Annotated in this window: 11 protein-coding genes; 8 read left to right on the top strand and 3 right to left on the bottom strand. The window is 40.2% G+C overall.

Annotation, left to right across the window (positions count from 1 at the left end; all coding sequences use genetic code 11):
• Positions 1 to 13: 13 nt before the first annotated feature.
• Positions 14 to 7,054 (bottom strand): type I polyketide synthase, encoded by a 7,041-nt coding sequence (locus IM793_RS12005; RefSeq protein ID WP_193421601.1) that lies wholly within the window; start codon positions 7,052 to 7,054, stop codon positions 14 to 16.
• A gap of 743 nt (positions 7,055 to 7,797) precedes the next feature.
• Between IM793_RS12005 and IM793_RS12000 the strand changes: the two genes are divergently transcribed.
• Together IM793_RS12000 and IM793_RS11995 are read left to right on the top strand one after the other, a co-directional pair.
• A complete protein-coding gene (locus IM793_RS12000; RefSeq protein WP_227256229.1) occupies positions 7,798 to 9,171 on the top strand; it encodes a rhamnogalacturonan acetylesterase in 1,374 nt (457 codons plus the stop codon).
• Positions 9,172 to 9,192: 21 nt separating this feature from the next.
• Entirely contained in the window at positions 9,193 to 11,538 is a 2,346-nt protein-coding gene (locus IM793_RS11995) for a glycoside hydrolase family 127 protein (protein WP_193421599.1), read from the top strand.
• Between the two features lie 149 nt (positions 11,539 to 11,687).
• Here the strand turns inward: IM793_RS11995 and IM793_RS11990 are convergent, their stop codons facing one another.
• Positions 11,688 to 13,226: an alpha-N-arabinofuranosidase gene (locus IM793_RS11990; RefSeq protein WP_193421597.1), complete on the bottom strand. Its 1,539-nt coding sequence runs from the start codon at positions 13,224 to 13,226 to the stop codon at positions 11,688 to 11,690.
• 16 nt (positions 13,227 to 13,242) lie between these two features.
• Positions 13,243 to 15,243 (bottom strand): alpha-L-arabinofuranosidase C-terminal domain-containing protein, encoded by a 2,001-nt coding sequence (locus IM793_RS11985; protein WP_193421595.1) that lies wholly within the window; start codon positions 15,241 to 15,243, stop codon positions 13,243 to 13,245.
• 584 nt (positions 15,244 to 15,827) lie between these two features.
• On the opposite strand from IM793_RS11985, the gene IM793_RS11980 reads away from it, so the two are divergent.
• The 6 genes from IM793_RS11980 (at position 15,828) to rhaM (ending at position 23,989) form a co-directional block, all read left to right on the top strand.
• Positions 15,828 to 17,603, top strand: a complete 1,776-nt coding sequence (locus IM793_RS11980) for a rhamnogalacturonan lyase (RefSeq protein WP_227256228.1) — start codon at positions 15,828 to 15,830, stop codon at positions 17,601 to 17,603.
• A 25-nt stretch (positions 17,604 to 17,628) separates the two neighbouring features.
• On the top strand, positions 17,629 to 18,396 hold the full coding sequence (locus IM793_RS11975) for a rhamnogalacturonan acetylesterase (protein WP_193421593.1): 768 nt from the start codon (positions 17,629 to 17,631) through the stop codon (positions 18,394 to 18,396).
• A 123-nt stretch (positions 18,397 to 18,519) separates the two neighbouring features.
• On the top strand, positions 18,520 to 19,311 hold the full coding sequence (locus IM793_RS11970; RefSeq protein WP_193421591.1) for a rhamnogalacturonan acetylesterase: 792 nt from the start codon (positions 18,520 to 18,522) through the stop codon (positions 19,309 to 19,311).
• 95 nt (positions 19,312 to 19,406) lie between these two features.
• The gene (locus IM793_RS11965; protein WP_193421589.1) at positions 19,407 to 22,310 is read left to right on the top strand and encodes a sugar-binding domain-containing protein; all 2,904 of its coding nucleotides are present in this window, start codon (positions 19,407 to 19,409) and stop codon (positions 22,308 to 22,310) included.
• Between the two features lie 20 nt (positions 22,311 to 22,330).
• Positions 22,331 to 23,458 carry a glycoside hydrolase family 88 protein gene (locus IM793_RS11960; RefSeq protein WP_193421587.1) on the top strand — a complete coding sequence of 376 codons (1,128 nt, stop codon included), beginning with the start codon at positions 22,331 to 22,333 and terminating at the stop codon, positions 23,456 to 23,458.
• A gap of 222 nt (positions 23,459 to 23,680) precedes the next feature.
• Positions 23,681 to 23,989 carry an L-rhamnose mutarotase gene (gene rhaM / locus IM793_RS11955; protein WP_193421585.1) on the top strand — a complete coding sequence of 103 codons (309 nt, stop codon included), beginning with the start codon at positions 23,681 to 23,683 and terminating at the stop codon, positions 23,987 to 23,989.
• The last annotated feature ends 1 nt before the right edge of the window (position 23,990 follow it).

The following is a 23,990-nucleotide window of genomic DNA, read 5'->3' as shown; positions in this document are numbered from 1 at the left end:
GTTATGCGATTTTCTATGTCCAGGTGTTTCCGGCCATGATTAATACCTGGCTTTCTTTACCATATTTAAGTTCGTTTAAGAAAGTTTCCATACCATCCTCTAAAGGAATCAGGGCAATTCCCCTGCGTTGATATTCTTTCTCCAGGGTTGGTGAAACCATACCTGCACCTTTCCACGGACCCCAGTTTATGGCCATTACCTTACCTTGAATCTTCTGTTTTAAGGCCCAGGCATATTTATCCATCACACTGTTTGCAGCAGCATAATCGGTTTGTCCGCGATTTCCATAAACAGAAGCAATACTCGAGAAAAGAATTACAAACTGGGTTTCTGGTCGTAATTGCTCCGCCAATACCCTTAATGGGGTTACTTTGGTATCGAAAACTCGTCCAAATGATTCGGAAGTTTTATTATGGAACAATTTATCTTCCAGTAAACCTGCACCATGTACTACGCCATCAATACGTCCGTAATCTTCGTAAACCTGGTTGATTAAGCGGGTCAAAGCTTCTTCATCTTTAAGGTCCAGCGATTCGTAAACTACCGTAGATCCACCTTCTTCTAAAGTTGCAATGCAACGTAAAATCTGGTTGTTTTTATAGATTCTGTTTGTTTCCTGTTCTATTTCGGCAGGTTTTTTAATTTCACCCTGCTTAATTATATATTGCCTGATCTCGTCTTTGGTTTTTAATGAAGAACTGGCTTCATTTGCAGAGGCGATGGGGTTTGCCGAACGGCCTACTAATATGTATCTGCAAGGATAATCTTTCGCAAAGTGGATCATTAATTCAGCCGTAATCCCTTGTGCACCACCTAAAACCATCACTACGGCATCTTTATCCAGGTGGATATGTGCATCGGTTTCGGTGCTCAACTGGTGTGGTACCAATTCCATAATGTGTCTTTTATGGTCATTGTAAATGATTTCCGAAGGTTTATCTGGATTGAGGATTTCGTTTAAGGTAATATTGGTGATTTCATCTGGAGACATTTTGGTTTCCAGACTGATGAAACGGCATTTGGTATGTTCGTATTCACGATCTAAACTTTTAAAGAAACCAGAGTAACCCTGGTAATTTCTCAAGAAAGAAATATCCGATTGATCGTTAAAATATTGTTTGGTATCTGCAATCAGGTATACCCATTTTACGGTATCAAAGTTTAGTTTTTTAATGGTGGCGAAATGATCGAGAATACCCACTTTTTGCTGTGCTTCGAACATGTTCAGGATAATAAGGCCCTGATAGCCATCCAATGAATCTTCAAAGTTCACCAGATCGGCAATGGCACCATGTTTCTCCAGCACTTTTTTGATTTTGATCGCCTGGCCTCCGCCATCATCAGTTAAGGCAAAACGTTGCCCTTTTAAAATGGCTGCTTCAGTAATGGTAAGTGCAGCAGGAGTCAGCTCAAATCTTAAACGGGATAATTTTTCTCTAACCGTTTGATTATCGATGCTCTCCTCAATAAGCTTTTTTGCTTCTGTAAGCACCTCCGAACTTTCTGCTTCAACATTAGCAATCCAGTTAACCAGCGCATTTAAAGTTTTAATTGCAGCTAGTTTCTCCATTAAATCGTCAGCCTGATCGCCCTGTGAACCAAACCCGATTTTTTCTTTAAGCGACGCGATAATTTCCATTCTTTTGATCGAATCGATGCTTAAATCGGCTTCAAGATCTAGCTCCATGCCTAACATTTCTTTTGGATAGCCGGTTTTTTCACTCACTATATCAAGAATGGCTGATTTTAACTGGTCCAACGAAAATTTTGCAGGTTCGGCCTGACTTGTTGCCGGGGTTACCAGAATAGGAGCGTGAGCTGATTTTGGCTGTTCGGTATTTTCGGTCATCCAGTTTACAAGACTGCTTAAGGTTTTAAGGCCTGCAAGCTGCTCCATAATTTTATCTTCCGGAAGGCTCAATTGAGAAAAACCACCCAATTCTGTACGCAAAGCACCGATAATTTCTACACGTTTAATCGAATCGATGCTTAAATCAGCCTCAAGATCCATTTCCATACCCAGCATTTCCTGCGGATAGCCAGTTTTATCGCTTACAATTTGTAAAAGCACCAGTTTTAAATCTTTTTGTGCAACCACAGGTATTATTACTTCGATGGTTTGCACTTGTGGCACTTCCTGTTTTACCATGATCTGATTTTCAATGCGGACCGGTTGGGGTGCCTGATAGGAGGCCAGGGGTTGATTAATGATTTGTGAAGGCATTGCAGGAGCCTGTCCTAAAAAGGAAAGCATCACATCGCGTTGTGCCTGAATCAGCATTTTCATGCTGTGCAGGTACTCCTGCATCATTAAGTCTTTGGCAGAGCCATTAACGGTTTGATTTTCAGTTAGTGTAGAGGTGTTATTCATAAGGATAATCGGTTTAGTAATAGGGGATGCACCATTTGCCGGAAGTTTACCTGTTGATGGAACAGCGTGTTGGCCGTTTACGTACCAGATGGCAGGACTTTTTTTATAAGCTGAAGGCTCTTCCAGTTTGATGGTTTTAACTGAGCGGCCTTCGAACAATTTTTCAAGCTTGATTTCACGGCCCGTAGCCATATAGCCGGCCAACGTGCCCAATAAATTGCTCAATTTGTTCTGGCCTTGATCTTCGGTGTGTAAAATCACTTCATCTTTACCGATGCACGATTTGGTTAAACCGCTTAGCACCTTGCCAGGGCCAACTTCTACGAAAACCCTGGCTCCGGCAGCATACATATCCCTTAGCTCATCAACAAAAAGGACAGGTTTTATCAAATGGTCAGTTAAACGTTCTTTAACTGCTGCAGCTTTAACGGGGTATTCTTTTGCCGTGGTGTTAGACCATACGGGGATTTTCAGATCGCTGAAGTTTATACCAGATAGTACTTCCTGGTAAAGTGCTTTCGATTTGGCCACCAACGGACTATGGAAAGCACAGGCTACTTCAAGCGGACGGAAAGAAATTTTAGCTTCTTTTAGCACTGCTGCCAATTGGCCAATGGCTGCAGTACTACCTGCAATTACACATTGTGTTGGCGCATTAAAGTTTACCGGATAAACGTCTTTGATGCCGCCCATGTATTGTGAAAGATCTTCCTGTTTTGCACTCACGGCGAGCATGGTGCCCGGATCGCCGTTTTCTACGGCATTCAAAATAGATTGTGCCCGTTCAGCACTCAGGTAAACCAAAGCTTCGTCTTCAAAAGCACCAGCAAAACAAAGTGCAGGCAATTCGCCATAACTGTGGCCTGCAACCATATCAGGTACAATTCCTAATGATTTTAAGAAGTTAGCGATTGCAAGATCGACGATACCCAATAACGGTTGTGCCATGCGGGTATCTTTAATTCGTTCTTTTTGTGCTTTTGCATCAGCCTCATTAAATACAGTATTAGGGAAAAGGATTTTTTCGTATTCAGGATAAGCAGTCAGCAGTTTTCTCATTTCCGGAAAAACAACGAAAAGATCTCTGGCCATGTTTACGCGTTGGCTACCTTGCCCTGGGAACATAAAGGCAACTTTACCGTCCTGTTTTTTAGTGAGGTAGGTATCTTTGCTTTCTACGCCAGATAAAACCAGGTCGATTTTCATGACCAGGTCTTCTGCATGGTTGGCAACGATGCTTAATTGAACAGGTTTGGTATCGACTGTTGCAAGGCTATACGCAATATCTTTCAGTTCGATCTGATCGTTTATTTCTAAGAGGTTTTTTACCGAAATTACGCGGTTTTTGGCCTCTTCATAAGTATCCCCCCTGAAAACAAAAAGTTCGGAAGGCCATGATTTCAAGATCGAATTTTTATTTTCCGTATTCTGTGCACTTTCCAGTACTGCATGGAAGTTTGTTCCACCGAAACCAAAGGCACTTACACCTGCATATCGTTTTTCTTCCATCCATAAACCCGCTTCAGTATGGAAAGCGAAAGGACTGGTTTGTGCATTATAAATGCTATTTGGTGTTTTTAAATTAATGGTTGGTGGTTTTATTCCATGGTAAACGGATAGGGTTGCTTTTATTAAACCGGCAATTCCCGCGGCACATTTGGTATGGCCGATCTGCGTTTTTACAGAGCCTAAATGTGTTTGCCCGGCGGTTGCACCCGATTGGTTAAGCATATCGGTCAATGCACTGATTTCAGTTTTATCGCCTACAACTGTACCTGTACCGTGCGCTTCTACCAAACCAACCAGTGACGGGGTAATTCCAGCCTGGCTGTAAGCCCTTTCTAAGGCATTTACCTGTCCATTTTTGCGTGGAGCAGTTAAACCAAGGCTTTTTCCATCACTCGATCCTCCAACACCTTTAATAATAGAATAAATGGTGTCGCCATCACGTAAAGCATCATCATATCTTTTTAATACAATCATGGCAATCCCTTCACCAAGTGCAATTCCATCAGCTTCGGTATCAAAAGTGGCGCATCGCCCTTTTTTAGATAGCGCATGCGTGCTCGAGAACATGAGGTAATCATTGATGCCATTGTGAAGATCTGCTCCACCAGCCAAAACCATATCCGATTTCTCTAAAAATAGCTCCTGGCAGGCCAGATCGATTGCTGCCAAAGATGAAGCACAAGCCGCATCAACGGTGTAATTTCTGCCACCAAGGTTTAACCTGTTGGTGATCCTGCCCGAAATTACATTCGCCAAAATGCCGGGGAAAGAATCTTCTGTTGTTTTTGGTAAGGCCGCGTCTAACTCGGCAGGCATTTCGCCAAAAACCTGTTTATAAAAGCCCCTGAAACTATAACTGTTAGCCAGGTCGTTTCCGCCCTCTGCACCGATAATTACAGAAACATTTTCATTATCCACACCGCCCTCGGCATAACCTGCATGCTGCATGGCCTGTTTAGCCACCATTAAGGTTAACAATTGGGTGGGCTCTATGGCCGCAAGCGATTGTGGCGGAATGCCAAATTCTAAAGGATCAAAATCTATTCTCGGAATAAAACCGCCCCACTTAGAGTGCGACATATCGCCGGCAGTAGAATCAGGATTGTAATACAATTCTTTGTTCCATCTTTCATCTGGTACTTCTGTTACCGAATCTTTGCCCAAAATGATGTTACGCCAGTATTCTTCAAGATTTTTTGCTCCGGGGAAAATACAAGCCATACCCACAATGGCAACATCTAAAGCTTTGGTTTTATTTTCAGGAGGTGAAGAAAGTTTAGCGCTTAAAATATGTGTGTAATTATTGTCTGCTACATCCTGATGAAGATCGAGCAATGACATCACTTCTTTATGCATAGGTGCAATCTGACCGATCATGTACATGCCCAAATCAGTTTGTTCCGTCTCATTAATTTTTACGAGTTCATCGCCACGTCTTTCTATCCCTTTTGCAGCAATACGTAAACGTCCAACATTTAGGGTTTCCAGTTTTGCCCAGATTTCTTTTTTATCCATGCCTTCTGCCTGAAGTTTCTTTTTTTCTTCGTTAAAGAAAGTGGCAAATGAAGAATTTAAACACCTTGTTTCGTGTCCCGGAGCAGTTTCGAGCAAAACGGTTTCGTTCGCTTGCATGGCTTCCTGCTGAAATTTATCTAAAATTGCACCAGTACTTACGGCCTCTCTGGTATATAAATAAGCCGTGCCCATTAATACACCGATTTTCATTCCTTTGGCAGCCAAAGGAGCAGTCATCACCGAAATAAAAGCGGTAGAAAAAGCATCATGGATGCCACCGGCAAAGAAAATACTAATGCTTTCAGGATTTTCTTCTTTTAATAAACGTTCGATTTGTTTTTCCCACAGCACCATGCTGGATAGCGGGCCAACATGTCCGCCACATTCCCGGCCTTCGAATACGAAACGTTTTGCGCCTTCTTTTAAAAACATATCTAAAAGAGAAGCAGAGGGCACATGGAGAAAAGTTTTGATCCCTGCTTTTTCGAAGGGTTTAGCCTGCGATGGCCTTCCGCCTGCAATTAGTAAAACAGGAGGTTTCGCATTTAATATATATTCCTGTTGCTCATCTCTAAGCTCTTGTGGTGCAAAACCTAAAATACCTACACCCCAGGTTTTTTCGCCAGCCAGTTTTTTGGTTTCTTCGATCAGGTTTTTTGCCGATGCACCCTTTAGCAAGGATAACGCTATAAACGATAAGGCGCCAGCTTCTGAAACAGCATTGGCAAATGGCGCTACATCGCTTACCCTGGTCATTGGACCTTGTGCAATAGGGTAGGTGATGTTTAAATCTTTAGCTAATGGATTGCCTGCCTTGATGATATTAATGGCTTTGGCTTGTTTTAAGTGGCCATAAATGGCTTCTTTTATGCCAAAAACCAATTTATCGAGCTTTTTGTATTTCGTTACCAGATCAATCGACAGGCTGATGTCCTGACCCATTGGAAGGTAGTTTGCTTCCAGGTCGTAACCTTTAAAGTACTGTTGAAGACCATTATAATTTATATCCTCTGCCAATGCTGGTGAATTAGGACGGGCCAATACACGGCAATTATCGATCAGTTTGGTTTCAGTTCCACTTAATTTACCACAAACAGTTTTTAAATCTTCAGGAGCTGAGCATTCAGGGAATAACACGAGTTGACTATCTAAAATGATTCCTGTTGCGCCTTGAGCCATTAAAGAGGCAGCTGTATGGATGCCAACGCCACCCTGAACCCATACCGGAATGGAAGTGATTTCTTTAATAATCCGCTGAAAAAGAACAAAAGAAGATTCGTAAGCCACACGACCAGTGCCTTCATTACCTTTTATTATAATCCCATCGGCACCGTTAGCTTGCGCAACCCGTGCCGACTCCAGATCAAAAACCTGATAGAAAATTTTTGCTGATGTTTTACGTTTTAGTACGAAATCATAAGGTAAAATAATTAAACTTACCTGGGTGGGAAGATCAATGTCTGCTAATTCTAATGAATTGATGCTTACGCCGAAATCTGCAATAGCTAATTCTATAACTTCTTGAAGGGATTTTTGGGCTTCATTTTTACTGTACCCAAGACTGAGAACCGGAAAGCAATCTGCTTTTTGTAAATTGGAAACCAATCTACTATCAGGAATTTCGAAGGGAGTTACTCCAATAATGGCGTGTTTATTCATGGCTTTAGATTTTAATTCTAATCTTCTGTTTGGTGGATGATTTAAGCGGAACATAATGGTTCTTTATGTCGGCCGTAATACAGAATTACAAAGCTTTTTAGGGCTAAAAATAATTTGTATGATTAATATCACTAATATAGTGATATTATAAGTAATTTGTTTTAAAAATTTATAAATGAATGAACTGAACAATAGCTTAAAAAATGCCTTGTTTTTTCATTAAAAAATGAATTTTAAGAACAAAATTCTTGTTAATATTTTCAATTGTCTTTCTTTTTATTTTTTATATAAATTTTATATACAAAAGAATCGAGACTGTGTTGAGTTAGTATTAATAATGGGTTAATTTATAAATTATTTTTTGTAATTGCTTGATTTTATACATTTTGTGTTGATTTTTTTTTCGAAAAAAATTAAATTTTTATTGATTTAAGTTAGTGAAATGGAGCTTTTGGTCTTATTGATTAATATTTCTTAAGCTTAGAAATTTTTAATTAAAAATTGAAGAAATTTATATCGCATTATCAATTGATTATTTTTGTATTATTAATTAGTGTTTTAAATATGGTTTTTGTTGTTTTTGGTGTTTGTTGATGATGCGCATTTAATGAAAAACCGCGTAAAATTTTAAAAACGCTGTTCATTCTCATTTTAAATGGAAATTGTTTTTATATATTCGTATGATAATCGTCATTATGACGCTTAATTAGCCAGATGTCAATTTTTATGAGAAAACGGTCTGAATGGATAAAACCATTGCGCCAGATCTTGCAGCAAATCCGAACGATATGAGCATTCAAAAGTTTATTAAACCATTTATTTTCTTTGGTTTGATTGTCAATCTGTCACAGGCGCAGGAAAAAAACAGTTACAATTTCGATTTCGGATCTGGAAAGGTTGTTAAAGGTTATACACAAGTTTTACCTGATGATGCTTACAGTAAAGAAAAAGGCTTTGGTTTTGATTTTGATTCGAAAGTTGAAGGTATAAATTATGACGGGAAGAATCGTTTAACTTCGGATCTGGTTAAAAGCAATAAACCATTTTATTTTTCAGTTTCGGTGCCCGAAGGAAATTACAAAATCAAGGTAACACTTGGCGATCCGAAGGTGGCAATGTTAAGTACAGTAAAAGCCGAATCGAGAAGGTTGATGCTCGAAAATGTAAAAACAAGGGCAGGGCAGTCGATAACGAAAACATTTATTGTAAATATTAAAGATAAACATATTGCTGGCGGGCAAGTGGTTTCGCTAAAGCCGCGGGAACTCAACAAACTTGATTGGGATGATAAACTGACTTTGGAATTTGATCATCAAACTGCCTTACAGGCACTCGAAATTACGAAAGTTGAGGATCAGATTACTGTTTTCCTCGCAGGGAATTCGACAGTGGTAAATCAGGATGATGAACCCTGGGCATCGTGGGGGCAAATGATTCCAAGGTTTTTTAAACCAGGAGTTGCCATTGCTAACCATGCTGAATCGGGATTAACATTAGGTACGTTTTTGGGTAGCAAACGTTTAGCTAAGATTTTAAGTGTAATGAAGCCTGGCGATTACCTGTTTATCGAATTTGGACACAATGACCAAAAAGATAAAGGACCAAATGATGGTGCCTATAAATCTTATACCGAAAGATTAAAAACATTTATTTCGGAAGTGAAGAAAAAAGGTGGAATTCCGGTGGTGGTTACCTCAACCAGCAGAAGATCTTTTGGTGCAGATGGGAAAATTGTAAATTCTCTAGGCGATTTTCCTGACGCAGCACGGAAGGTTGCTGCCGAAGAGAAAGTGGCTTTGATTGATCTGAATGCGATGACATCAGTTTTGTTTAATGCATTAGGTGAAGAGCCATCAAAAAAAGCCTTTGTCCATTATCCGGCCAACAGTTATCCAGGCCAGGATAAGGCATTGGCCGATAACACGCACTTTAACCCTTATGGCGCTTATGAAATTGCAAAGTGTATGATCTTAGGCATTAAAGAACAGCAATTGGGGATTGCAAAATATCTGGTAAATGATTTACCAAAATTCGATCCTGCAAAACCAGATGATCCTGCAAACTTGCACTGGCCGGAGAGCCCTAAAAGTAGTGTGCTTAAGCCAGATGGAAATTAGAACAAAATATTACCTAAAAAGATGAAAAAAATAATAACTGTCGTTTTGATTACCGCCCTATGCGGAACTGTTTTCGGGCAAACTGCATTGCAGCCATTTAGTTTATCAGAAGTCCGTTTGCTTGCAGGCCCCTTTAAACAGGCCCAGGAAACCGATAAAAAATACATGCTATCGCTGGATGCAGACAGACTTCTGGCGCCATATTTAAGGGAGGCAGGACTAAAACCCAAAGCAGCATCTTATGGTAACTGGGAAAACACCGGTTTAGATGGGCACATCGGCGGACATTATTTGTCGGCCCTGGCTTTAATGTATGCTTCCACCGGCGATGCCAAGGTGAAGGAGCGGATGGAATATATGATTGCCGAATTGGATAAATGTCAGCGCCAAAATGGAGATGGATATCTGGCCGGAATCCCGGGCGGCAAGGAAATCTGGAAAGAGATTAAAGCCGGAAATATCAAATCATCCAGTTTTTCGTTAAATGGAAAATGGGTACCTTTATATAATATCCATAAAATTTATGCGGGGCTGTACGATGCGTATGCAGTTGCGGGTAATGCGAAAGCAAAGCAGATGCTTATTAAACTAACTGATTGGTGTGTAGACTTGGTTTCCAATTTATCCGATCAGCAGATACAGGAATTATTAAAAAGTGAGCATGGTGGATTAAATGAAACTTTCGCTCATGTTTACGCGATAACTGGTAACCAGAAATATCTTCAACTGGCAAAACGATTTTCGGATCAATCCATCCTAAATCCACTATTAAAAAATACGGATGCCCTGAACGGTTTACATGCAAATACGCAGATTCCGAAAGTGATTGGTTTTGAGCAGATTGCTTTACTGGATAAAGATGCTGCCTGGGCAAATGCAGCTGCTTTTTTTTGGAAAACGGTAGTAGAACATAGAACAGTAGCCATTGGTGGAAATAGCGTAAGAGAACATTTTCATCCCGCCAATGACTTTTCTTCGATGACAGAGTCGCGCGAAGGGCCCGAAACCTGCAATTCTTACAACATGCTGAAACTTACTAAACAGTTGTTTTTGGCCGCTCCTTCAAACACCTATCTAGATTATTACGAACGTACACTTTACAATCATATCCTTTCTTCGCAAAGGCCGGAAGGTGGTTTTGTGTATTTTACACCAATGCGGCCAGGGCATTACCGTACCTATTCTAATCCGCAGGAAAGTTTCTGGTGTTGTGTAGGTTCAGGATTGGAGAACCATGGCAAATATGGAGAACTGATTTATGCACACGGTTCGAATGATATATATGTGAACCTTTTTATCCCTTCAACCTTAAATTGGAAAGAAAAAGGTATTCAGCTTGTACAGCAAACACTTTTTCCAGATGCTGAGAACACGACAATCAAACTGCAGTTAAAAAACAAACAACGTTTTGCCTTACATTTCCGCCAGCCTGCCTGGGTAGAACATGTGAAAATGGCTGTGTTGGTAAATGGAAAAAAAGTAACCGTTAAAAGCGAAGCAAATGGTTATGCCAGTATCGATCGTATCTGGAGTACAGGCGACGTTGTTAATATTGCTCTGCCAATGCATACCACTACGGAGTTTATGCCCGATGGTTCTGATTGGGTAGCCTTTCTCCGTGGACCGATTGTACTTGCTGCGGCAGTGGATACTTTAAAACAGCCGAATTTAACCGCTGATGGCAGCAGGATGGGGCATATTGCTTCGGGTACTTTATTTCCGATCAGCGATGCACCATTGGTTACCGGGGCTAAAAATATGCTGGCAAATGAAATTACCTTGGCAGATAAAAGCAGTTTAACTTTCAATGCCCGGAATGCAATCTATCAACCAAAATACAAATCCTTAAAATTAGTTCCTTTTTATACCCTGGCCGAAAAACGGTATATAGTTTATTTTCCTTACAGTAGCGCTGAGGCATTGCCGGAACGTGCAAAGGCGATTAAGTTGGCTGAAGAAGAAAAGATGAAGATTGAACAGGAAACCGTCGATCTGATCAATACGGGAGAGCAGCAGCCAGAGTCTGACCACAATTTTAAAGGTGAACTAACCGATAACGGAACGTTTCAGGAAAGGCATTTCAGAAATGGGAAAGCATGGTTTAGTTATGTACTTAAAAATAAAGACCTATCCGGAAATAAGCTCCGTTTAACATATTTCGGAAAGGAAAAGAACAAAAGTTTCTCTATTCTGATTAATGGTGTTACCGTTGAAAATGTAAAGTTAGATGGGAGCAAGGGTGATGTTTTTTATACTCAGGAATATCAGATTCCAAAAGCGCTGTTAAAAGCAGATGTAGAAGTAAAATTTGTTGCCGATCAGGGATCGGCTATTGCCAATATATATGAAGTGAGGTTGGTGAAATAGATTATGCTGATGTGGTCTGTGGATATACAGACCACGGAAGGGGAGATTGTGCTTCAGCATTAAAAGGCCCCGATAACAATCATCCAAAAAGCCATATTAATTATTTCATGAATCAGGACAAGGTGTTAAACTCTCTTGTCCTGACTAAATTATTTTAATTCCAGTACAACAACAGATTGAGCAGGTAATTCTACTTTTAATGAATTGCCTGATTTTTTTGCGCCTGTAAATTTTGCATTGTGCACTTTGTTCAAATCGTTAAATGTATTTACATCAGTTAGTTTAGCTGAGGTTAAAATCTGTCCTGTAACTGTGCTCCATTTCAAGCCATCTAAAACCGTACTCAAGGCAATTTTTTTGTTAGGATCTAAATTAACCAAAGAAATATGAATGGCGCCACTGGCATCCTGCGAAGCAGAAACGTTTAAGGCAGGGATTTTTTGATCACCTACCACATAATCAGGACTGGTAAAGGCAATTGGTAAATACTTGGCATCCTGATGCACTTTGTACAGATCAAAAACATGATAAGTAGGCGTAAGGATCATCTTGTCTTTTTCAGTTAGGATTAAAGCCTGTAGCACATTTACAGTTTGTGCCAGGTTGGCCATTTTAACACGATCGGAGTGGTTATTAAAGATGTTTAAGGTCGTTCCTGCAATTAAAGCATCGCGTAAACTGTTCTGCTGATACAAGAAACCAGGGTTAGTTCCAGGTTCTACATCTGTCCAGATTCCCCATTCATCAACCACTAAAGCAACTTTCTTTTTAGGATCGTATTTATCCATTATTGCGGAGTGTTTGCTTACCAGTTCTTCCATATGTAAGCAGTTTTTCATGGTCGAAAAGTATTGTGCTTCATCAAATTTAGTGGCTGATCCTTTTTTGCTCCAGTTTCCTGTTGGGATGGTGTAATAGTGTAAAGTTAATCCCCACATTTGGTCGCCAATATTTTTCATACAGGTTTCTGTCCAGTTGTAATCACCTGAATTGGCTCCACTGGCAATTCTTTTTAGCGGAGCACCCGGATAGTTGCGTGCATAAGTGGCATACCTGCGGTATAAATCAGAATAATAAGCAGGTGTCATGTTGCCACCGCAACCCCAGCTTTCGTTACCTACGCCCCAGAAAGAAACTTTCCATGGTTTTTCTCTTCCATTTTGGCTGCGAATAGCCGTCATCGGACTTACGCCATCAAAATTCAGATATTCTACCCATTTGGCCATTTCTTCAACTGTTCCGCTGCCTACATTACCTGCAATGTAAGGTTCGCAATCGAGCATCTGGCAAAGATCCAGAAATTCGTGTGTACCAAAACTATTGTCTTCTGTTACGCCGCCCCAGTTGGTGTTAACCATTTTCGGACGTTGGTTTCTCGGTCCAATGCCATCTCTCCAATGGTATTCATCAGCAAAACAACCTCCCGGCCAGCGCAAGTTCGGAACTTTTATCTTTTTTAATGCCTCAACAATGTCTAATCTTATTCTACCTTTATTAGGGATAGTCGAATTTTCATCCACCCAAAATCCATCATAAATACAGCGGCCCAGATGTTCCGAAAAATGACCATAAATGTGCTTGCTCACCACTTGATCGCCTGCAGGTTTAATGGTTAACTGGGTTTCATTTTGTGCATGCACTAAAATCGAACTGCAGAATAGGGCTGCAGATAAGAGAAGTTTTTTCATCATGATCTCGTTAAGTCTATTGGTTAAATGGGATTTTGATCACGTTAAAAGAGTAAGGTTTTAACGCGATGTTTAATTTTTTGCCTTTTAGGTTAATCGTGCTCTTTTTCGGGCTTACCGCTTCAGGATTTTCGAAAGAATTAACCTGTTTAAGGTTGCTGTTCGCTATTTCCTCATTAGTGGCCTTATTTTTTAATTTCATTTTCCCTTCAAGATCAAAGTCAATATTCTGCGATTGATCGGAGTTGTTGGAAATTTTAATGATTAGTTCTTTTTTAGCCTGATCGGTTACGGCAGAAGCATAAAGGCCATCCTGACCGATAATGTTCTTCTCGTCAAGCGTAATTGCAACTACATCCGTTCCCTTATTGGTAGAAAACTGTTTCTGTACATAATAGTCAGGTGTTCCGTACGATTTCAGGTTATCTACCCAGATCATATCTGGTGCCCATTGCCAGGCATCAATATTAGCGAAAAGCGGGGCATAAGAGGCCATTTGTACCACATCGGCATTGCGCTCCAAACCTGTCATTAATGAAGCCGAAGCCAGTGCACTTTGCCAGTTATTGCGGTTACTTCCAACTATACTATTGTCTGCATGTACTGCATATTCTCCAACAAAAACCTTCGATCCGTTTCTTGGGTAGTTATCGTAACGGCCAGCATTTTTTAAAAACCAATCGGCAGAGCGGTAATAGTGTTCATCAATAAAGTCTGCATTATTGCTTCTTAAAGTAGTATTCAATAAGTTAAAGCGATCGCCTTCAGGATCGGTTCCTGAGCTGTTGATCAGTTTAAAATCGGGATATTTGGCTTTTATGGCTTTGGTGAAAATGGCTAGCCTTTCCAGGTATTGTGGTCCCCAGTTTTCGTTGCCAACCCCCATCATTTTTAAATTGAAAGGTTTTGGATGACCAAGATCTGCCCTCATTTTTCCCCATTTGGTAGTTACATCGCCATTGGCAAATTCAATCAGGTCTAAAGCATCTTGTACATAAGGATCAAGTTCGTCAAGTGAGGCTACTTCGGCGGAGTTAAACTGACAAGCCATACCGCAATTTAATATCGGCAAGGCATCTGAGCCTATATCTTCTGCCAGTTGGAAATATTCGAAAAAGCCTAAACCAAAACTCTGGTAATAATCTGGTGCTGAACGATTTGCGAATTCAGTATTCCAGCGGTTAATAATCAATTGTCTGTTTTCAATCGGGCCAATGGTTTTTTTCCATTGGTAACGGTTGGCCAGATCTGTGCCTTCTACAATACAGCCACCAGGGAAACGGATAAAACCGGGTTTCATATCAGCCAATAACTGCACCATATCTGCCCTTAATCCTTGTGGACGGTTTTTCCAGGTATCGCCAGGGAAAAGGCTAATCATGTCCAGATCAATGTTTCCTTTTCCTTGAAACAGAATGGAGAATTTAGCTTTTGGATCGGTTTCAGTAGCGGTAAAACTAGCTGATTGTTTTTTCCAGTCGCTACCTGTTTGATCAGGTGTTAAACTTCCTTGTCCAATAATTTTATTGTTCGAATCTTTTAACAACAGCACGAGTTTAACACCCGGAGTTGATTGACGGTACATCAATGAAAAATCGTAGCGTAATCCTTTTTTTACACCGATACCTTTAAATCCTTCGTTTACCAGTTCAAAATCGTCGGTTTGTTTTTTTACCTGTAAATATCTGGGATTTGCAGTGTTTACCTCTTTGCGGTTTACCACCAATATTTCGCCTTCTTGCTGTTTTTTCCGCTGGATCGTCCAGCCCATTAGCGGTTTTGCAAATTCGAAAGAGCGGTTTTTGATGAGTTCGGCATAAATACCACCATCGGCGCCAAAGTTAATATCCTCGAAAAAAACACCCCACATATTCGGTTGCACTTTGGCAATAGAATGGTCTGTTTTAACTTTGATCACTTTTGCAGTTTGTGCCTGCACTTCTGTAGTATAGCCAATTCCAATTGCATACGCTATGCATGCCGAAAACACACTTTTTACAGGGTAATTTAATTTCATACGGTTTAATATTTGGAAGATCCTAAAGGTAAAAGTAAAATATTTAAAATAATAAACGTTAACTAAACATTTATTTTTTTTCTTTTTCAGCTATTTTGTTTTTAAATTCTACAATCTTTGCATTAGCGAAAATGAGATTAAGCAAAGAAATATAAATGGAAAGTATAAATGGCTTCAGTAAAGTGAATTTTGCTTAATGTTTAAATTTTTTTTGCAGAAATCTTGATTATAGCTTATTGCCATTTTCGAAAAGCAGGATACTACAGGATGCGCCTTAAAAATATACTATTTACATTGGACATAAATCTTTAATAGCGGTTACCCGGCAGTTGTTAAATTTACTAACCAAATCATGCATTGATGAGCCTTCGTTTCTTAGATATTCTGGTATTGATCAAGCCCATTGTAATTACCGATAAAAGAGTAGCTATATTGGCCAAGACTGCCTATAAAGTTTAATAAACCATGAATCGATTCTATTTTTTAATTAAGCTTGTACACAAGCCATGATGACCAAAACCATTACAGTTTCCTGCTTCATAATCAGCTTGTTCTTTGCGACTCAGCTTTTCGGCCAGCGCCAAATGGAAAAACTGGGCCGTGGTGTAATTGCAGTGCGTCAAAATAACGATTCTGTTTATGTAGGTTGGCGGATGCTGGGTACCGATGCCGATGAAATTGCTTTTAATTTATACCGCAAATCCGGAAATAATGAAGCGATAAAACTCAATCACGATCCCATTACCAGTAGCACTAATTTTGTTGATTCAGGAGTTAAATTCGACCTTCCGAATAGCTATTTTGTAAAACCGATTTTAAAAGGCACTGAATTAGAAGCCAGTAAACCTTTCAGGTTGCCAGCCAAACCACCTATTCAGCAATATTTAACGATTCCTTTAAAAACACCAGCAGGTTACACGCCTAACGATGCTTCAGTAGGCGATTTAGATGGAGATGGTGAATATGAAATTGTATTGCATCAAACTGGCCGGAGCAGGGATAACTCATCAAACGGTATTACCGATCCGCCGATTTTTCAGGCTTATAAATTAGACGGCACTTTTTTGTGGGAGATTAATTTAGGGAAAAACATTCGCGAAGGGGCACATTATACTCAATTTATGGTGTACGATCTGGATGGCGATGGCATTGCCGAAATGGTATGTAAAACTGCTGACGGAACGGTAGATGGCAAAGGAAAAGTAATTGGCGATGCGACTAAAGATTGGCGCAACGCGAACGGTAAAATATTGGATGGTCCTGAATTTTTGACTGTATTTAGCGGTAAAACCGGAGAGGCATTAGCCACAACAGATTATATTCCAGCCCGCGGCAATATTGGTGCCTGGGGAGGCAAAGGTGGAAACGGAAAAAACGATAATTCTGGTAACCGGGTAGATCGGTTTAATGCCTGCGTGGCCTATTTAGATGGTATTCATCCAAGTGTAGTGATGTGCAGAGGTTATTACGGCAGAACGGTTTTGGCGGCCTGGGACTGGCGCAATGGTAAACTAACTTCCCGATGGGTATTTGATACCAAAAACGCTAAAAATTCATTTTCGGGTCAAGGGAACCACAATCTTACGGTTGCAGATGTAGATGGTGATGGAAAGGATGAGATCATTTACGGTTCAATGTGTGTGGATGATAATGGGAAGGGATTATATACCACAGGATTGAGGCACGGTGACGCCATGCATGTTTCAGATCTTGATCCGGAACACCCTGGTTTAGAAGTTTTTGGTATCCATGAAATAGAAGAAGGTACAAAAGGGCCTGGTGTGGCCGTTTACGATGCGAAAACCGGCGAAATATTATGGAAAGGATCACCCGACGAGGATGTAGGCCGGGGAGTAGCCGATAATATTGACAATAGTCGTTTCGGTGCGCAAATGTGGTGGTCGGGATCTAACGGATTATATGATATAAAAGGCAATAGAATTGGGGATCAGCCAAGGTCAACTAATTTTTTGATTTATTGGGACGGTGATTTATCGAGAGAACTTTTAGATGCAAACCACATTGATAAATACAATGGCGGCAGGCTTTTTACGGCTGATGGAGCTGTTGCTAACAACGGAACCAAATCTACACCAGCATTAAGTGCCGATATTTTTGGCGATTGGCGTGAAGAACTGATCTTAAGGTCGTATGACAATCAAAGTTTACGTATTTATACCACCACAATACCGACAGTACACCGCAATTATACTTTAATGCACGATCCGCAGTACCGTTTAAGTATCGCCTGGCAAAACGATGGCTACAACCAACCGCCACATACCGGCTTTTATTTCGGCTTCGGAATGAAGAAAGCACCAAAACCCAATATCACACTTGTAGAACCTCCAAAGCACTAATTAAGTACCATAATCTTAAATAAAAATGAAAAAATACAGCTTTATCCTGGCAGGAATGATCATCATTATTTGTTCTGCTGCCTTTATCGCTCAACATAAGCCCGTTTTGCATATCATTGGTGATTCTACTGTTCGCAATTTGAACAAAGAAACCTGGGGCTGGGGAACGCCGATTGCTTCTCTTTTTGATAGCACCAGGATTGATGTAGAAAATAACGCTATTGCTGGAAGAAGTACACGAACTTTCTTGTCGGAGGGCAGATGGGATAAGGTTTTGGAAACATTAAAGCCAGGCGATTTCGTTACCATGCAGTTCGGACACAACGACGGAAGCGTACCTGATACGACAAAAGCCGGAAGAAGAGGTGTGTTAAAAGGAACCGGCGAAGAAACTAAAGTATTAACCTGGCCGGATGGAAAGGTAGAAACTGTACATACCTATGGCTGGTATATCCGCAAATTTGTGCGTGAAACCAAGGCAAAAGGGGCTACACCAATTGTACTTTCCATGATTCCAAGGAATGTTTTTAAAGATGGTAAAGTGGTTCGAGCCAATAACGATTTTGGAAAATGGGCCGCCGATGTTGCCAAAGAAGAAAATGCTTGTTTCGTTGACCTGAATAAAATAACAGCCGATAAATATGATGCCTTGGGGCCAGACAAAGTAAAACTGTATTTTCCAGGTGACCATACCCATACCAATTTGGAAGGCGCTAAAGTTAATGCTGCATCTGTTGTAGAAGGAATTAAAGAATTAAAAGATTGTGATTTGAAAAAGTATCTTCTTAAATAAAGGAGAAAGACTAAAGCTAAAAGACCAAAGGCAATATAAATCTGTGTAATCCAACAATCGGTGTAATCATCCCGAAGGTTGTAATCCAATCATCTGTATAATCAACCCTGAAGGGCAATAATTATGAAATCAACCAAATACCTACCCCTCATTCTCTTAACTGCTTTTCTTGTTTTTTCTTCCTCCATCATCTTAAAACGGCAGGCAAAACCTACCTTATTCCTCATTGGCGATTCGACCGTTAAAAATGGAAAAGGGAAAGGCGACGGTGCTTTATGGGGCTGGGGAAGTTTTATCGGAGATTTATTCAACAGTGAAAAAATCAACGTCGAAAACGATGCACTTGGCGGCACCAGCAGTCGCACTTTTCAAACCAATGGTTTGTGGGATGCTGTTTTGGCAAAAGTAAAAAAAGGCGATTTCGTAATGATGCAGTTTGGCCATAACGATAGTAGCCCACTAGATGACACCGCCCGTGCCCGTGGTACCATAAAAGGTATCGGAACGGAAAGTAAAGAGATTTATAACCCGATTAAGAAAAAGCAGGAAGTGGTTTATACTTATGGCTGGTACCTGCGCAAATTTATCAGCGATATTAAAGCAAAAGGCGCAACAGCGATTGTTTGCTCACCAATTCCACGCAATCCGGTTAAAGATGATGCTGTAGTTTTAGCCAACGATAGTTATGCCAGCTGGGCAGAAGAAGTTGCAAAGGCCGAAAAAGTCGATTTTATTCCATTAAACCAGATTATTAAAGATAAATATGCTGCACTAAGTGCGGCTGATGTGAAAACTTTTTTTACCGAGAAAGACCATACCCATACCAACGAAGCAGGAGCGAAGTTAAATGCAGCTGCTGTTATAAAAGGCCTGAATAAATTAAAACGCAATAAACTGAATAGCTACCTGAAATAAGTCATAGAGCAGGATACTACAGGATGCTTTCCTGAAGATATTGTCTTATTTTAACAGCCTAACCAAATACCAGCGGTGATAAACCGTTAAATTTTATGCATAAACAGGTTCATCGAGTTTTCAAAGTGCTGATAGGCATTGCTTTCATATTTTTAAGCATTACGCAAACACATGCTCAAAGCATTTCACTTGCCGGCAAATGGCGTTTCAAAATTGATGCTAAAGACAAAGGCATAAAAGGAAAATGGTATTCCACCATTCTTCCAGAATCTGTTCATCTGCCAGGTTCAATGGCCGAAAACTTAAAGGGCGACGACATTACCTTAAAAACAAAATGGACCGGAAGTATTTACGATAGCTCGTACTTTTTTCATCCCCGCTTAGAAAAATATCGAAAACCTGGTAACCTGAAAATGCCTTTCTGGTTAACCCCCGCCAAACATTATACTGGCGCAGCATGGTATCAGAAAGATATCGTAATTCCAGCCAGTTGGAATGGTAAAAGAATGGTGTTATCTCTGGAATACCCCCATTCAGAAACGAGGGTTTGGATAGACGATATTGAAATCGGAACACAGTATACCTTTGTGGTTGCGCAGAATTTTGAACTCCCGGCAAATTTAAAGGCAGGAAAACATACCATTACTTTATTAATCGACAATCGCATCAAAGCGATCAATGTTGGGCAGGATTCACATAGTTTAACCGACCATACCCAAGGCAACTGGAATGGTGTAGTCGGTAAAATGGAGGTAATTGCCGGTTCGCCTGTTTATTTTGAAGATATCCAGGTTTACCCTGATTTAAAGAAAAAGTCAGCGAAGGTTAAAATCCAACTTAAGGCTGGTGCCAATCAATCTTCTACAGGAAAAATTATACTTTCTGCCAGCAGTTTCAATACCAAAAATATCCTGCAGGTAAAACCCGTAACAGCAACTTATCAGATCACAAACGGAGAAGGTAGCTTAGAAATCAATTTGCCAATGGGCGATAAAATAGCCACCTGGGATGAGTTCGATCCGGCATTGTACCGTTTAACAGCAACTTTACTATCGAAAGATGGCAAAAAAGACGAGAAAAAAGTGCAATTCGGCATGCGCGAGTTTAAAGCTGTAGGCCGAACTTTTGAAATTAATGGTCGTCCGGTTTTTTTACGCGGTACGGTTAACAATTGCGAATTTCCGTTAACCGGTTATCCGTCAATGGATGTTGCTGCATGGGTACGCATTTTTAAAATTTCGAAGGCCCATGGGTTAAATCACATGCGTTTCCATTCGTTTTGCCCGCCTGAAGCTGCTTTTATTGCTGCAGATCAGGTTGGTTTTTACCTTCAGCCTGAAGGACCAAGCTGGGCCAATCATGGTACGTCTATCGGAGATGGAAAACCGATCGATCAGTTTATTTATGATGAAACCAACCGCATGACCAAAAACTATGGCAATTATGCATCCTTTTGTATGATGGCCTATGGTAACGAACCGCGCGGCAGACAGGTTGAATACCTGACTAAGTTTAATAATTATTGGAAGGCAAAAGATTCGAGAAGATTATACACAGGCGCTTCAGTTGGTGGTAGCTGGCCGGTTATTCCAAACAACGAATATATGGTTCGGGCTGGTGCAAGAGGTTTAGATTGGGGCAGAAAGCCAGAAAGTATTTCAACCTATGCCAAACAGATCGAGCAGTTTACAGTGCCTTTTGTAGCACATGAAATGGGGCAATATTGTGCCTTTCCTAATTTCGATGAAATAAAAAAATACACTGGTGTTTATCGCGCAAAGAATTTCGAAATGTTTCAGGAAGATCTCAAAGACCACGATATGGGCGATCAAGGACACGATTTTTTAATGGCTTCGGGTAAATTACAAGCCCTTTGTTATAAAAATGAAATTGAAAAAGCATTACGCACACCAAATTACAATGGCTACCAGTTATTATCGTTAAATGATTACCCAGGACAGGGAACAGCACTTGTTGGTGTTCTGGATGCCTTTTGGGATGAAAAGGGTTATATCACTGCTAAAGAATTCAAACGTTTTTCTAACAGCACGGTGCCTTTGTTAAAAGTTTCAAAGTTTGTATTTACCAATAACGAAACCTTAGAAGCTGCGGTAGAAGTGGCACATTTTGGAAAAGCACCAATTGAAAATGCGAAACTCTCGTGGACACTCAAAGATGAAAGTGGCACGAATGTAGCCAAAGGCAATTTCAATCCTAAAACCTTGGCTGTTACCAATTGTATTGCCATAGGAGAAATTAAATTTCCCTTAAGTGATATTACAAAAGCATCTAAACTGAAACTGGAGGTTACCATTGATGGAACTGAATTCGCGAACGATTGGAATTTCTGGGTTTATCCTGCGCAGTTGCCAGCAGTTAAAAGCGATGTGTATTATTGCACCAGTTTAGATGATCAAGCCCGGTCCGTTTTAGCAGATGGTGGCAATGTTTTTCTAAATGCAGCTGGCAAAGTAGTAAAAGGAAAAGAAGTGGTGCAAACCTTTCTTCCTGTTTTCTGGAATACCTCATGGTTTAAAATGCGTCCACCACATACTTTAGGGATTTTATGTGATCCAAAACATGCTGCTTTTAAAAATTTTCCAACGGATTATCACAGTGATATGCAATGGTGGGAAATTGTAAACAAATCTCAGGTGATGAACCTCGAAGATTTCCCCTCTGGATTTAGGCCGATTATTCAACCTATAGATACCTGGTTTTTGAACCGCCGTTTGGCATTGGTTTTCGAAGCAAAAGTGGGTAAGGGGAAATTGGTGGTTTCGAGTGCTAATCTTTCACCTGATTTAAAAGATACTCCTGCTGCACAACAACTTTATTTCAGCTTACAGCAATATATGATGTCTGATCAGTTTAATCCAAAATATGAAGTGGCTTTTAATACCGTGAAAGATATCTTCGAAAGTCCGTCGAAAATTCAGTTCGATACCTTTACAAAAGATAGTCCGGATGAGTTAAAACCAAAACCTAATTCCAATTAATCGATAAGCGAAATATCACCATGAAGAAATTTATACTCAGTTCCGCTCTGATTCTCAGCGTATTTACACAGGTACTTTTTGCACAAAAAATCCCCAATAAAAAGGAGGTTTTAAAAGTATTGAAATTAACAAATGCTTATTTCATGAATAAATGGCCAGATGCAGGGAAGTCGATCATAACCAATAGGGAGCGGCCAAGCAACATCTGGACGAGGGCAGTGTATTACGAAGGATTAATGAATCTTTATAAAATTCATCCTGAAAAAGCATATTACGATTATGCGGTTCAATGGGGCGAAAAACATAACTGGGGCCTAAGAAATGGTATTACTACAAAAAATGCCGACGATCAGGCCTGTGGACAAACCTATATCGATCTTTACCTGATCGATAAACAACCCGAACGCATTAAAGACATTAAATCCTCAATCGATCTGGTAATCAAATCGGGCAAGGTAAACGATTGGACCTGGATTGATGCCATACAAATGGGGATGCCTGTTTTTGCCAAACTGGGTAAATTATACAATGATACCACCTATTACAATTACATGTACAAAATGTATATGCATGCTAAAAATACTGAGGGTGGTGGCTTGTACAATGCCAAAGATGGCCTTTGGTGGCGCGATAAAGATTTTGTGCCCCCTTATAAAGAACCAAATGGCGAAGATTGTTACTGGGCGAGAGGGAATGGATGGGTGGTTGCAGCACTGGTACGTGTGTTAGAAATTATTCCTGAAAATGAAGCTCACCGCAGTGAATACTTAAAAACCTATCACGAAATGATTAAAGCTTTGGCGGCGATCCAGCGCACTGATGGTTTCTGGAACGTGAGTTTGCACGATGCGACCCATTTTGGCGGGAAGGAAACTTCGGGCACTGCCTTGTTTGTGTATGGCCTGGCCTGGGGCGTAAATCATGGTGTTTTAGATAAGGCTACTTATCTGCCGATGATTACCAAATCCTGGAACGCCATGACGAGAGATGCCGTTCAAAAAAATGGCTTTATTGGTTTTATGCAGGGAACAGGTAAGGAACCAAAAGACGGACAGCCGGTAAGTTACACCAGCATGCCTGATTTTGAAGATTATGGCCTGGGTTGTTTCCTATTGGCAGGAACAGAGGTATATAAGCTTAAAAAGTAACTGAGATGAATTTCAGAGATTTAGGGAAAACACAGACCATGGATATTTGTCATTCTGAACATAGTGAAGAATCTTTAAGCATAGAACACAGTTTGGCTAAAAAACACTGGACAAGAATGTAGGTGAAAGACTTAATTTAAATGCTTATCTGTTCGGGATTCTTCACTGCGTTAAGAATGACAGGACTGGTTACTAAAACTCATTAAAAATAAAATTAAAAACATGAAAATTGCATTCAAAATGAAGCTTAAGCCCGGTTTTAAAGCAGAATATAAAAAGCGCCATGATGAGATCTGGCCAGAACTATCCGCTTTATTAAAGGAAAATGGGATCTCCGATTATTCTATTTTTTTAGATGAAGAAACCAATATACTTTTTGCCGTGCAACAACAAAATGGCAGTTCCTCGCAGGATTTAGGCAGTACCCGGATTGTGCAGAAATGGTGGGCCTACATGGCGGATATTATGGAAACCAATGCTGATAATTCTCCAAAAACATTTCCTTTAGAAATGGTTTTCCATTTAGATTAAA

The sequence above is a fragment of the Pedobacter sp. MR2016-19 genome (assembly GCF_014947265.1).
Classification (GTDB): domain Bacteria; phylum Bacteroidota; class Bacteroidia; order Sphingobacteriales; family Sphingobacteriaceae; genus Pedobacter.
Note: the sequence above shows the minus strand (reverse complement) of the source record. Positions and strands in the feature narration are given on the sequence as shown.

What these genes read in the sequence shown, in the direction of transcription:
- IM793_RS12005 (WP_193421601.1), bottom strand. Translation starts at nt 7,054, where the DNA reads ATGAATAAACACGCCATTATTGGAGTAACTCCCTTCGAAATTCCTGAT.
- IM793_RS12000 (WP_227256229.1), top strand. Translation starts at nt 7,798, where the DNA reads ATGGATAAAACCATTGCGCCAGATCTTGCAGCAAATCCGAACGATATG.
- IM793_RS11995 (WP_193421599.1), top strand. Translation starts at nt 9,193, where the DNA reads ATGAAAAAAATAATAACTGTCGTTTTGATTACCGCCCTATGCGGAACT.
- IM793_RS11990 (WP_193421597.1), bottom strand. Translation starts at nt 13,226, where the DNA reads ATGAAAAAACTTCTCTTATCTGCAGCCCTATTCTGCAGTTCGATTTTA.
- IM793_RS11985 (WP_193421595.1), bottom strand. Translation starts at nt 15,243, where the DNA reads ATGAAATTAAATTACCCTGTAAAAAGTGTGTTTTCGGCATGCATAGCG.
- IM793_RS11980 (WP_227256228.1), top strand. Translation starts at nt 15,828, where the DNA reads ATGGAAAAACTGGGCCGTGGTGTAATTGCAGTGCGTCAAAATAACGAT.
- IM793_RS11975 (WP_193421593.1), top strand. Translation starts at nt 17,629, where the DNA reads ATGAAAAAATACAGCTTTATCCTGGCAGGAATGATCATCATTATTTGT.
- IM793_RS11970 (WP_193421591.1), top strand. Translation starts at nt 18,520, where the DNA reads ATGAAATCAACCAAATACCTACCCCTCATTCTCTTAACTGCTTTTCTT.
- IM793_RS11965 (WP_193421589.1), top strand. Translation starts at nt 19,407, where the DNA reads ATGCATAAACAGGTTCATCGAGTTTTCAAAGTGCTGATAGGCATTGCT.
- IM793_RS11960 (WP_193421587.1), top strand. Translation starts at nt 22,331, where the DNA reads ATGAAGAAATTTATACTCAGTTCCGCTCTGATTCTCAGCGTATTTACA.
- rhaM (WP_193421585.1), top strand. Translation starts at nt 23,681, where the DNA reads ATGAAAATTGCATTCAAAATGAAGCTTAAGCCCGGTTTTAAAGCAGAA.